Consider the following 12,148-nt stretch of genomic DNA (forward strand, 5'->3'; position numbering starts at 1 on the left):
GGGGAATGCGTATATTCCCACGTAAATGCGCCTAATTTGAACATTTGAGAGCGATGACGGAAATCACTGACGTCTTTGCCCGCGAGGTACTGGACTCCCGGGGCAATCCCACCGTGGAAGTAGAAGTAGTGCTCTCGGGCGGTGCCATGGGTCGGGCCACGGTTCCCTCGGGAGCCTCGACCGGCGAACATGAAGCCCTCGAACTGCGGGACAATGACAAGAACCGCTACCTGGGCAAGGGTGTGTTGGATGCCGTGCAGAATGTGAATACGCAGATCGCGGACAAGCTGGTGGGTCGTGACGCGATCTACCAGCAGGACGTGGATGCGATGTTGCTTGAGCTTGACGGCACGGAGACCAAGTCCAAACTGGGCGCGAATGCGATCCTCGGGGTGAGCCTGGCCGTTGCGCGGGCCGCGTCCGATGCCTGTGGGCTTCCGCTATATCAATATTTGGGCGGAGTGGGGGCCAAGATGTTGCCGGTACCGTTCATGAATGTTGTGAACGGCGGCGCGCATGCGGACAATCCGTTGGACTTTCAGGAGTTCATGATCGTTCCGCGCGGTTTCAGCAGTTTTTCCGACGGTCTGCGCGCAGGCGTCGAGACGTTTCATCATTTGAAGAAGGTGTTGAAGGCCGCGGGTCATTCCACAAACGTCGGTGACGAAGGCGGGTTTGCTCCCAATCTGAAATCGCACGCCGAGGCGATTGAGTATATCCTCAGAGCCATCACCGATGCGGGATATGAACCGGGGGAGGAGATTGCCATCGCTCTCGATTGTGCGGCTTCCGAGTTTTTTGACGAGAAGACTGGAAAGTACGATCTTGCTTGCGAAGGCACGAAGCTCGACGCCGAGGAATTGACTGCATATTACGCCGATCTGTGCAAGCGGTTTCCGATCATTTCGATCGAGGATGGACTCTCCGAATCGGACTGGGACGGCTGGAAGCACTTGACGAAGCAATTGAGCAAGAAGGTGCAACTGGTCGGGGACGACATTTTTGTTACCAACGTCAAGCTGTTGTCGCAGGGTATCGAGAAGGGCGTAGCCAATTCGATTCTGGTGAAGGTGAATCAGATCGGGACGCTATCCGAAACGCTCGACGCCGTCGATCTGGCGCGGCGCGCCGGCTACACGCAGATTATTTCGCATCGTTCGGGCGAATCCGAAGACACGACAATCGCCGACCTCGCCGTGGCGACCGGCTGCGGCATGATCAAGACCGGTAGTGCTTCGCGCACGGACCGCGTTGCCAAGTATAATCAGCTGATGCGGATTGAAGAGGAGCTGGGCGATACCGCGGTTTATTTTGGAGCCGTTTGGAAATGAGCGCGGGTGCTCCCGAGAGCTTAATGCGTCCCCGAGGCGGACCGCGCAACTATCGGCGCTTTTTGAAGCCGGGGCCGATCGTCGTCGCCTCCGGCTTGATTGCATTTGCCGCGTGGTTTGTGTACGGCCGTGACGGACTATGGGAGCGTCACAAGCTCGCCGTGAGATACGAGCTTCAGGCGGCGCAGATCGCCGGTCTGCAACAGGAGAAGGTGGAGCTCGAACGCTATCTTTCTGACCTGACCGCGAAGGAACCGGCGGCGATGGAACAGGCCGCTCGTAATTATCATATGGTCGCGCCTGGCGAGCTGATTTACGAAGTCAAAGTGCAGGAACCGCAGCCTCCGCAATAGGCAGTGAACAAGTCCGATCGAAGTCCCGATTCCGGCCGGAGTCGGGACTTCTCGCTCTAACCCGACATTCCCATGGACACGCCAACGACACCCGGCCGTCGCTCGTTCTTCCGACGTAACTTCGCCACCGGCATGTTCGTGCTGGCACCGGTCGCGATTACAGTGTATTTGGTCATCGTCGTCGTGCGCTTCATCGGTGGATTTCTTTCTCCGTACTTGCGCGGCATCGCCTCGACGGTGCTCGGTGAAAGCGTCACTCCGTACGTCGTGAATGCGCTGACCGAGCTGGTGGCGTTTGCGCTGACCATCGGCCTGATCGCGATCTTCGGCGCGGTGGTGCGGCGCGTGTTAGGTCAGCGGCTGCTCGAAATGGTGGATTGGCTGCTCGGGCGCATTCCCGTGGTGCGCGATGTTTACGACGCGCTGCGCAAGTTCACGAAGATGCTCTCCGGCGACCGCAGCGGGTTCCAGCGCGTGGTTGCAATTCGATTTCCGACGGATCGTACCTGGTCGATCGGCTTTGTTACGAACACGAGCGACTGGCAGGTTCCCGCGGGTCAATCCACCCGGATGTTGTCCGTGTTCGTGCCGACCTCGCCGGTTCCGACATCGGGATTTCTCGTAATGTCGCCCGCTGAAGAGGTTGTAGAATTGCCGATGAGCGTGGAGCAGGCGATTCGACTGGTGGTCTCGGGCGGCACCCTTAGCCCTGACCAGGTGGCCGTTCCGCCGTCGTGACGAGTACCGGCCGAAACACGAAGCGGGTGGCCAAATGGTCACCCGCTTTCGCGTGGAATTGACGTCCGACTCGGCTACGCGGACTCGGCCGGCTGGTCGCCGTAGATCTCGGCGTAGATTGCCAGCGTGGACTTCAGCAGCGCGGCGACTACGGGTCCGATCACGAAACCGAAGAATCCAAATGTTGCAATTCCGCCGATCGTACTCAGAAACACGAGCAGTTCGTGCAGATTGATTTCCCGTTTGACAAGTACGGGGCGCAGCAAGTTGTCAATATTGGCGATGGCGATCCAGCTCCAGAGAAAGAGACCGAGGCCCAGCCAGAATTTTCCGATCAACATGAGCAGGATCGCCGCCGGAAGCAGGATGATCTGCGCGCCGACAGCCGGTATCACCGACGCCACGGCCATCAAGACGGTCCAGAAGAACGGTGCGGGAATGCCGCAGATCCAAAACGCGATTCCCCCCATCGTCCCTTGCACGACCCCGATGATGCCCACCGCTTTCAGTGTAGCTTTGCTGGTGTCGAAGAAGTTCGCGATCAAGCGGCGTGATTGATTCTCCGTGAGCGGTAACACGCGGCGAACCCATTCCCCGAATCGCGCGGCATCGAGGTAGCAGAAAAAGAGCGTGTACAAGGTGACAAACAGCAGGACGGCGAATCGCGCCAGACCGCCGGCCGTACTCTGAACCAATCCGATCAGCGCCTGTCCCATCCACGTCGCGAACTCATCAAATCGCGCGCTGAGATCGCCGACCTCGATGGGATAGTCAAAGATGTACAATCTTCCGGAGGCCGTAATTTCATTCAACCGGGCCTCAAATTCCGCCCGGTGCGGCTCGAACCACGCTTGGGCCCGATCCGCCAGCATGGCCGCATCCGACAGCATGATCAAGCCAATGGCGGTGAGCGGTACAATGATAAACGCAATCGTCGTCAGAATCGATAGCCCGGCGGCAAGCTGATCGCGGTTGCGCGTGCGCCGCTTCCACCAGTGGAAGATCGGGACCGTGAAGACCCACAGGATCATTCCCGCGATCACGCCGGGAATCAAGTCGGAGATGGTGAAGGTGAAGGCAACCAATAAGAGTCCCAGCAGCAACAATACGAATCTGCGTTGCTGCGGGTCGGCGGGCCGGGCAATTAGCTGCGGTTGAGATTCAGTCATCGCCGCGAACGCCAGAAGCCCCAGCGCGGCTCGCGTTGGGGCTTGAGGATGGTTAGTGCGCTCGAGTGACTAAATCCGCGCAACAATCTAACGGCTGCTTTCCAATTCATCAATCCGCTGCCGCGCGACTCTCGACTCCTCGGACTGGGGGTACTGTTTTATGAGGCTCTCCCAGACCTTGCGCGCTTCGCCGGTTTGTTGATCGGCCCGGTAGCAAAGCCCGAGTTTCAGCATGGCCGCCGGGGCCTTGGGCCCCGCGGCATCCATGTCGATGACGCGCTGATACTGCTCGACGGCTTCGTCGTACTGCTTGCGCGCATAGTAGGTTTCGCCGAGGCCGTAGCGCGCGTCGTCCGCGAGGTCCGACTGCGGGTTGCTTTCGAGATATTGCAGGAATCCGACTTCAGCCAGATCGTAATTCCCCAGCGCCAGGTCCTTCTGTGCCGCGTCATAGTAATCGATACCGGAGCCGGAGTTCGAGCCGGTGGTTCCGGTGTCCTGCTGCTGCAACCACTCCTGCAGCGGAGCGAGCGAGCGGTCCATGCGTTGGACAATATCGTCCAACCGGGCCGCCAGTCCTTCCACCTTCTCTTCGAGAGTCGTGGAGCCATACTGCGACTGCGAAGTGTACGAGTGCAGGTCTGCGCCGAGCGTCTCCAGGGCCGCGGCCATGCGCTTGGTCTCGGCGCGCACGCTATCGAGTCCGCGTTCAATCTCCGCGTTCTGCTGCTGCAAATCGAAGAACTGTTTTCGCGACGCACAGCCGGTCACGGCCAGGGCTAACGCGAAGCACCCGATGATGATACGTTGAGTTTTCATCTCTACCGATTCGGAACGGGTTGAGCGCCCGCCCGGGCTGCCATCCGCACACACTTCAAGCAGTTCGAGGGTCGAATCGACCCTCGAACGCATGTCTGCCGTCACCAACCGACCGCGCTCCCGCGCGCAGGCCGCTTACTTGGCGCGGAATTCCGCGCGGCGGTTGCGCGACCACGAGGACTCGGAATGCCCCGGATCCGCCGGACGCTCTTCGCCGTAACTAACGGTACTGACACGACCGGCGGCGACGCCTTCGGCCACCAGCGCCTGCTTGGCGGCTGTCGCGCGACGCTCACCGAGCGCGAGGTTGTACTCGTTGGTGCCGCGTTCGTCGCAATGGCCTTCGATCGAGATGCTCCAGTCCGCCCATTTCTTGAAGATCTCTCCGTTGGTCTTGACTTTGTCGCGTTGATCGCCGCGAATTGCAGACTGATCGTAGTCATAATATACGGTCTGAATACGCTGGCGATCCGCGTCCATTTGTGACTGCTGGTCGTCTCCGGAGGTGGTCGGCGTCTCCGGCTTGACTTCTTCAATGGCGGGCGGCGCTGTCACCTCTTCCGTCGTCTTGCGCGTTTTTTTCTTGCAGCCCGTCATCGAGATAGCCACGGCGAGTACGAACACGGCGAGCAGCGGAAGCAGGCGGGAGAGATTCTTCGGTTTCATGGTGTCTCCACAAGAAGTTGTTTTGGTATGTTAGGTGATGAAATCAAACTTGGTGACGCTCGAAAGGCAGTTCAATTCTCGGCGGCGAAGTTCAGCGCGGGTCCCCATTGCGGCTGGGACGCATCGAGGCCGAAGCTCAACTGCCGCGCTCCGGTGCCGTCCCAGTTGCACGCCCAAATGGCTGATTTTCCGCCCTGCACCGAGGTATAGCATATTTTCATTCCGTCCGGCGACCAGCTCGGGTCGAGATTAGACCCGGGATCGGTGACGCGGCGCTCGCTGCCGTTGTCGAGCGCGATAGTGAAGATCTGAAAACCGATTTCGCGGCTTGCGAAAGCGATCAAGTCACCGCGGGGAGACCAGCGCGCGGTTTCGTTGTAGTTCCCGGCATACGTGAGCCGCTGCACGCTGGCGCCGTCCACATCCATCCGGTAGATTTGCGGTCCGCCCGCGCGGTCGGAGGTAAACACGAGTTCGCGTCCGGTCGGCGCCCACGACGGCGAAGTATCGATCCCGTAGCTGATCGTAACTTGCGATTTGCCGCTGCCGTCGGGATGCACGAGATAGATTTCGGAGTTACCGTCGGCGGACGAGCTATAGGCGATCCAGTTACCGTCCGGCGAGCAAGCGGGCGCGCTGTCCACTCGCGGCGAAGCGATAAACGGCGCGCTTTTGCCGTTCGCCATATTCAGTTTGTAAATGTCGGCGTTGCCGCCCTTGAAGCTGGTATAATAGAGCGCTTGGCCGTCCGGCGCCCACGTCGGAGAGAAGTTCACATTGTTATCACGGGTCAGCGTGCGCGGATTGGCGCCATCCCAGTCCATGGTCCACAGCTCCTTGGTCGAGCCCGTCTTGACGACGAACACGATCTTGGACGTGAACGCGCCGTCCTCCCCGGTGAGCATCTTGGTGATCCACGCCGCGATCTGGTGCGCGGCATTTCGCGCGTCATCGGCCTTGAACGGAAAATCCTGTCGGTGAATCGGTTCGACGATCGGCGGCTGATAGACGGCGATCGTGGCGGTGGCCTTGTCCCACCCGGCGTTGATCGTGCCGAACACGCGCGCCACTTGCATGCCGCCAAACGTCCGCAACGTGTCATTCTTTCCGTTCACGCGGCGGACTTGAATAACGGTGTCAGCGGGCAGATCCCCGGGCTCAATCAGATTGAAATAACCGCAGTAGGCCAGATCGCCTTTCACGAAGTCGTGCAGGATCACCGGAAGTTCGCCGGCGAAATCCGCGCTGCTGCCGGCCGTGAACGGCATCAGGACCACATTCAACCGGCCCACCGATGTGGTTTCGGTTCGCAACGTAACATTCTGCGAGAACGCGACCTTGATCATGAACGCCATCAAAATCAGCAAAGCCAGTCCACCGGACAAGTGCAGCAAGCTGGCGTGCCGCATCGCCCGATGCAAGGATCGAACGTAACGTCGCGGCTTAGCGTCCGGCTTTGGGATTGACCACGAATTCAAAGTTGATTCCTAACTCACCTTTCTCATATTGCGGCGGCAGCGGCGGGAATTTGCCCGCGAAGCGTACCGCTCGTTCCGCGGCCTGATCCAGAAGCAGATTTCCGGACCCCTTGATCAACTCGATATTCGTGATCTTACCGTCGGACTGAATCACAAAACTCACGGTGGACATGTGTTGCGCTTTCGCGCCGGGCGGCGGCCGGAAGTTCTGTTCGATCTTTGACTGCACGACCGCCAGATAGAAATCGTACTCGAACCCCGGGTTTTGCAGCGTCAGCGTCCCGGCATCGCTCTGCCGTTCGAGTTTTGGCTGCACCGCGCGCGGCGCCGGTTCGTCCGGCTCCGGCTTTTCGAGTTTCGGCAAGACTTTGTCTTTTTGCTTCTTTGGAACTTCGAGCGGCGGCGCTTTTTTTTCCGGCAGCACCTCTTGCTCTTTCGGTTCGGTTCGCTTAGGGGCGGCCTGCGGGGCGCTCGGTCGAACCAGTTTGACCGTCGTCGCGGTTGGCAGCGGTTTGTCTTTGATCCGCCCCGGCTGACTCGCCAGAATCAGCGCGACGATGAAGACGACATGCAGCCCAATGGAGCTAAAAAGAGGTCCGCGCACGGCATTCTATCGTCTTCGACCATGCTTGGATTCGCCGGGTTCCGCGACCAACCCGAGATCAGCGACACCCGACAAACGCAACGCATCGATCACGGTCAGCACTTTCGCGTAAGGGACATCCTTGTCCGCCTTCAGGAACACGGGCTGACCGGAATTGGCCTTGTAAACCTGATTAAACGCGGCGTCGAAGCCATCTTCGTCCACGGCGGCATCGTCGATCAGGATCTTGCCGCTCTTCTGCACAATGATGGTGATCCCGGTTTTCTCGCTGGGCTGCGCGGACGCCGCCTGCGGGACCGAAATGTTCAGCGAACTCTGCATGATCGGAGCCGCGACCATGAAGATAATCAATAACACCAGCGTGACATCAACCAGGGACGTCACGTTGATATCCGGAATCGGCGCGTAGGGAACCTTGAACTTCCCCTTGCGTCCTTTCGGCATGGATTGTTGCAGTGTCGGACCGCCCATCTCAGGGCCTCGGTCTTACGACGGTGGCCGCGCTCTCGCGATCATTGCCCATGCGTTCGATGGCAAAGGCGAGATCATCCCCGAAGGCTTCGGCGCGTTCAGCTTCTTTGCGCAGCCAGGTCGAAATAAAATTGTAAGCGACGAGCGCGGGAATCGCCGCGAAGAGCCCGATCGCCGTGGCGACCAACGCTTCGGCGATCCCCGGCGCGACGACGGCGATGTTCGCGCTGCCCCAAATCCCGATTCGCTGAAACGCGCTGATGATTCCCCACACCGTCCCCAACAGCCCCAGGAACGGTCCGGCCGAACTGCACGTCGCCAGAAACGGCAGAAAGCGCTCTGCGCGGTTCAGTTCGACGGCGGCGGCTCGGGCGAATTCGCGGCCAATAAGTTCGCTGTCGCGGGAGTCCTGGCCGCCACGCTCGATCAGTTCACGATGCACGTACAGGTAAGCACGCGCCACGATCGACGACGAGAAGCGTCGGGCTTCGCCGGCCAGGGACCGCGGATCGAACTGCGACCAGCGGTAGCGGTCGATGCCGGCATTCGCCCGCCGGACGCGGGCCATCAGCAGAAGCTTCTCTATGATAATGGTCCAGGACGCCACGGACATAGCTGCCAGGACCAGCAACACCAGTTTTGCAAACGGAGATGCGATCCAGACGAGTTCCCAGAGACCTCCCTGCTGCGGGGCCATCAGATACCTATTCTCTTTTTATTCAATAATTTACAACAGACGCCCCCGCAAGAGCGAGCTGTTCATTCCATGGCAATTGAATATAAGGCATTACCTGTTGTATGTCAAGTGATATGCGGGGTTTCGGCGGGCGGCTCGGAGCCCGGCCGTGCGCGCTGCAACAGGGTAATTGGGCTGCATGCCTCTCCGAACGAGAGGACCGCCGCGACCGTGGTCAGCCGGGCGACGGCCATCAGATAGCACCAGATCGGCAGCTCGGTGTGGTGCACCCACGGAATCAGAACCGCCTGATTACGGTAAGGTTCGTAGTCCAGCTTGTTCAGTTTCTCGCGGAATTCCGTTTCACGGACAATGCCTTCACCGGCAAGATCGTCGAGGGGGAATTTGATCAGGGACATGAGCGGCGGGATGGGGGTGGGACTAAGCGGATATTTCCGGTCGTACGAGTCTGAGGTCGAATTCGCGATCCGCGCGTTCCTCAAGGACGATGCGATCTCCCGGTCTGAGCTTGTGCTCGGCGGTGAATCGCATCCAGCCGTGCAGTTTCGAGCGATTGCGAATTTGCATTTTCGACCGCTCGATGTCCGTTTCGATGACGAACCCAAGATCGGTGCGCAGCTTCACCGGGACTCCGCGCTCACCTTCGGCGGCGAGCGCGTCGGCGGGAAATAGCTCGAGGAACTCGAATACGCTCAAGTAACGCTCGGTGAACCACAGGTTCTCCGCGGTCACCAGGAGCTCAACGGATTGTCGGGACACGGGAATGGTCGAGGGAGAGAGTCAGAGAGATAAGCAAGGGTGGATGGCAAGCGGACTCCCCGCGCTGGAGAGTCCGCCGCAAATAAGCTATGTACGGGGACTCAGCTCGAGAAGCTTTGGCCGCAGCCGCAGGACTTCTTGGCGTTCGGGTTCTTGAATACGAAGCCCGATCCATTCAGCCCGTCCTCATAATCGATGGTGGTCCCGTTCAAGTAGAGGTAGCTGCGCGTGTCGCACACGAGCGTGACCCCATCCTGCGAGAAGATCTGATCGTCGTCGCCGGTCTGATTGTCAAACCCGAGCACGTACTTGAAACCGCTGCAACCGCCGCCGCGCACACCCATGCGCAGTTTCCAGTCAGCCTTTTCTTCCTTGGTCATGATCTCTTTGACCTTGCTCGCTGCGGTCGGGGAGAGATTAATCATGGTTGTCTTCCTTTTCTGTTTATCGGTATTCCGCGAGTGAATTCAAGTTGAGCGGGCGCCACCTTGCATCAGCCGCTCCTGCGTCTCGGCCTTGTAAGAACTGCGCACAAGCGGACCGGCCTCGACGTGCCGGATGCCGAAGGATTTGCCCCACTCGGCATATTCGACAAAGCGATCGGGATGCACATACGCCATGACCGGCAAGTGTCGCGGGGAGGGCTGCAGATACTGACCGATCGTCACGAGACTGCACCCCACGTCGGCCAGGTCGCGCAGCACCTGCCGAACCTCCGCCGGAGTTTCGCCCAGCCCTACCATAATGCCGGACTTGCTGACCAGTCCGCGCTTGGCCGCGTGCCCCACGACCTGCAAGCTGCGCCAGTACTTTGCCTGCGGCCGCACCTGCAAGTGCAGGCGCGCCACGGTTTCCATATTGTGCGCAAACACCTCCGGTTGCGCATCGAGCACGAGCTCGAGATGAGCAAGGTCCCCTTTGAAATCGGGTGTCAGCACCTCGACTTTGCAGTGCGGATTCAGCTCGTGTACGCGGCGGATGGTCTCCGCGAAGTGTGCCGCGCCGCCGTCCGGCAGCTCGTCGCGATCCACGGATGTGATGACGGTATAGCGCAATCCCATCGCCTGAATCGCTTCGGCCGTGCGGATCGGTTCCAGCGCATCGAGCGGAAGCGGCCTGCCGGTTTTCACATTGCAGAATCCGCACGAGCGCGTGCAGGTATCGCCCATGATCATGATCGTCGCCGTTCCGCGACTCCAGCATTCGGCGCGATTTGGACACGCGGCCTCTTCGCACACCGTCGCCAGTCGTTGACCGTGCACGATCTGTTTGACACCGTGAAACGCCTTCGTCTGACCCAGGCGAATCTTCAGCCAGTCCGGCCGCGGAACCCGCGCCTGCGATTGTGTATCTGCTTCCAGCAATGGAAGCTCAGTCAGCGCCATCTGGTCTCACTCGGTAGCCGATGTAACAATGTAAAAGCGCGGAATCCCCGGCACGATCCCGGTGGAATCGAGATAGGTCGTATCCGTGGTGCTCCCTTCAAAGGTCTCAAACGGCGTTTCGGGATTCACGCTGGAATAAACTTTGTACAGCGGTTGATTCTCCGAATTCCAGATCAACCGGACAAACTCGTTTTCCGGATGAATCACCAGAGCGGTTGGCGGCGGCATCATCGGCGGCGGGGTAATGCGGAACCAATTCGCGTAAGAATCGCCGGTGTCATTGCGCAAGTCCACCCAGCACGCATAGAATCCGTCAGCACTGAAGGTCGTGCCGTTGTAGTCACCAAGAAACGTGCTGGTCGTCGGATCGCTCACGGCATCGCTGATCGGGAAGTTCGGCTCCCATGTGACCCCGCCGTCCGTCGAGATAGATCCGTAAGCCTTGTACGTGCAATTGGCGGGATCATCCCGGGTGTCGAGCCAGGCGATTCCGATGTCGCCCGTCGCTGGATTAACGCTCATCCAGTGAAACCACTGCCAGTGACCGGTAATGTCGTCTTCGACGTGCACCGGCGGCGTCCAGTTGGTACCGCCGTCTTGCGAACTGATGAACAGGACATCAGGGTTGCCGCTGCTGCAGTCCACCCAACTGCAGTAGAGCCAGCCACGGCGCGGACCATCTGAAATATCGCAGCCCACGACCGGATATCCTTCGACTCGCCAGGTCCCGCACCCCGGCGTGGGAAACGCATTATTGAAATTGGCAATCGTATGATCGAGATGCCAAGTATCTCCGCCGTCCAGCGAATAGTCCAGCTTGATCGTGTTGGTCGAGTAGCTGTTCCACACGGCGTAGATCTCGCCGTTGGGACCTACGGTAGGACAGGAAAACTGGGTACTGGTCCCTCCGGAAATCTGAACTGGAGTGGAAAACGACGCACCGCCTGTGGTTGACCTGGCAAAGTAGATCACGGACCCGCCGGTCGCACGGAACTTCGTCCACGTCACATAGTAATTGTCAAGGTACGGCGAGCCCACACTGTAGTCACTACAAGCGTAAGGCTTGTCTTCAAAGTCCGGAGTTCCGCCGCCCACATGTTCCAGGACCGGGACCGGCGCGGCCCACGTCGCGCCGCTGTCCACTGACGTTTGCGAATAGATACCGTTATCGACGCCGGGGTCGCGGTCAAACGCGATGTAAAGCGCGTAGAGTCTTCCGCTGAGATCAGCGCTGGCAACCGGGTCGCCGGCCGCATCGTAACTCCCCACGGGTCCGCGCGTGACCAGTGCATCGGTGAAAGTCAGTCCGCCGTCCACCGTGCGGTAGAAGCCGCCCGAGGCATCGCCGTTTCGATAATCGTTGGCGCCGGTCAACACGATGCCCGGATTGAGCGGGCTGGCGGCGGCCGTCATTTCGTTCTGGCGGCTGCCGAACGGATCTTGATTGCAGCGGACGTTCGCACCCACATCGTCGAGGCTCCGGACTTGACGACGCTCGCTGACCGGGGGATAGAGCACCACTCCGGAGATCGGCACGCCCGCGCGCACTTGCAGTTCGAGTGCCCGCGTGGACACTCGTCGCTCCGCGCCATTTGCCGACCCCGCACTCGATCCAAGTAACAGCGAACACAGACAACAACACATCAACGCGCAAAGTCTAATCATGATGTACTCCGTT

Annotated in this window: 15 protein-coding genes; 3 read left to right on the forward strand and 12 right to left on the reverse strand. The window is 59.6% G+C overall.

The genetic code is table 11. The features are described 5' to 3' along the window. Nucleotides 1-53: 53 nt before the first annotated feature. The 3 genes from eno (at nt 54) to HZB60_10060 (ending at nt 2,422) form a co-directional block, all read left to right on the forward strand. Nucleotides 54-1,331 (forward strand): phosphopyruvate hydratase, encoded by a 1,278-nt coding sequence (gene eno, locus HZB60_10050; GenBank protein MBI5060106.1) that lies wholly within the window; start codon nt 54-56, stop codon nt 1,329-1,331. Nucleotides 1,332-1,354: 23 nt separating this feature from the next. Further along, nucleotides 1,355-1,684 (forward strand): septum formation initiator family protein, encoded by a 330-nt coding sequence (locus HZB60_10055; protein MBI5060107.1) that lies wholly within the window; start codon nt 1,355-1,357, stop codon nt 1,682-1,684. Nucleotides 1,685-1,756: 72 nt separating this feature from the next. Continuing rightward, on the forward strand, nt 1,757-2,422 hold the full coding sequence (locus HZB60_10060) for a DUF502 domain-containing protein (GenBank protein ID MBI5060108.1): 666 nt from the start codon (nt 1,757-1,759) through the stop codon (nt 2,420-2,422). 74 nt (nt 2,423-2,496) lie between these two features. Here HZB60_10060 and HZB60_10065 read toward each other — a convergent pair whose 3' ends face one another. From HZB60_10065 to HZB60_10120, 12 genes are all read right to left on the reverse strand, one after another. Further along, on the reverse strand, nt 2,497-3,591 hold the full coding sequence (locus HZB60_10065) for an AI-2E family transporter (GenBank protein MBI5060109.1): 1,095 nt from the start codon (nt 3,589-3,591) through the stop codon (nt 2,497-2,499). Between the two features lie 87 nt (nt 3,592-3,678). Continuing rightward, on the reverse strand, nt 3,679-4,410 hold the full coding sequence (gene ybgF / locus HZB60_10070; protein ID MBI5060110.1) for a tol-pal system protein YbgF: 732 nt from the start codon (nt 4,408-4,410) through the stop codon (nt 3,679-3,681). Between the two features lie 135 nt (nt 4,411-4,545). Further along, nucleotides 4,546-5,076, reverse strand: a complete 531-nt coding sequence (pal, locus tag HZB60_10075; GenBank protein ID MBI5060111.1) for a peptidoglycan-associated lipoprotein Pal — start codon at nt 5,074-5,076, stop codon at nt 4,546-4,548. 71 nt (nt 5,077-5,147) lie between these two features. Next, nucleotides 5,148-6,485: a Tol-Pal system beta propeller repeat protein TolB gene (gene tolB / locus HZB60_10080; GenBank protein ID MBI5060112.1), complete on the reverse strand. Its 1,338-nt coding sequence runs from the start codon at nt 6,483-6,485 to the stop codon at nt 5,148-5,150. 34 nt (nt 6,486-6,519) lie between these two features. Further along, nucleotides 6,520-7,158, reverse strand: coding sequence for a TonB family protein (locus HZB60_10085; GenBank protein MBI5060113.1), 639 nt, complete (start codon nt 7,156-7,158; stop codon nt 6,520-6,522). A 6-nt stretch (nt 7,159-7,164) separates the two neighbouring features. Further along, nucleotides 7,165-7,602, reverse strand: coding sequence for a biopolymer transporter ExbD (locus HZB60_10090; GenBank protein MBI5060114.1), 438 nt, complete (start codon nt 7,600-7,602; stop codon nt 7,165-7,167). A 28-nt stretch (nt 7,603-7,630) separates the two neighbouring features. Beyond that, on the reverse strand, nt 7,631-8,326 hold the full coding sequence (locus tag HZB60_10095) for a MotA/TolQ/ExbB proton channel family protein (GenBank protein MBI5060115.1): 696 nt from the start codon (nt 8,324-8,326) through the stop codon (nt 7,631-7,633). A gap of 104 nt (nt 8,327-8,430) precedes the next feature. Then, nucleotides 8,431-8,724, reverse strand: coding sequence for a DUF2480 family protein (locus tag HZB60_10100; GenBank protein MBI5060116.1), 294 nt, complete (start codon nt 8,722-8,724; stop codon nt 8,431-8,433). 22 nt (nt 8,725-8,746) lie between these two features. Next, complete coding sequence (locus HZB60_10105) at nt 8,747-9,085, reverse strand: hypothetical protein (GenBank protein MBI5060117.1); 339 nt, start codon at nt 9,083-9,085, stop codon at nt 8,747-8,749. A gap of 101 nt (nt 9,086-9,186) precedes the next feature. Continuing rightward, on the reverse strand, nt 9,187-9,510 hold the full coding sequence (erpA, locus tag HZB60_10110; protein ID MBI5060118.1) for an iron-sulfur cluster insertion protein ErpA: 324 nt from the start codon (nt 9,508-9,510) through the stop codon (nt 9,187-9,189). A 42-nt stretch (nt 9,511-9,552) separates the two neighbouring features. After that, complete coding sequence (gene lipA / locus HZB60_10115) at nt 9,553-10,470, reverse strand: lipoyl synthase (GenBank protein ID MBI5060119.1); 918 nt, start codon at nt 10,468-10,470, stop codon at nt 9,553-9,555. A gap of 6 nt (nt 10,471-10,476) precedes the next feature. Then, nucleotides 10,477-12,135 (reverse strand): exo-alpha-sialidase, encoded by a 1,659-nt coding sequence (locus HZB60_10120; protein MBI5060120.1) that lies wholly within the window; start codon nt 12,133-12,135, stop codon nt 10,477-10,479. Nucleotides 12,136-12,148: the final 13 nt, after the last annotated feature.

The sequence above is a fragment of the candidate division KSB1 bacterium genome (genome assembly GCA_016214895.1).
In the GTDB taxonomy this organism is placed as follows: Bacteria; Electryoneota; RPQS01; order RPQS01; family RPQS01; genus JACRMR01.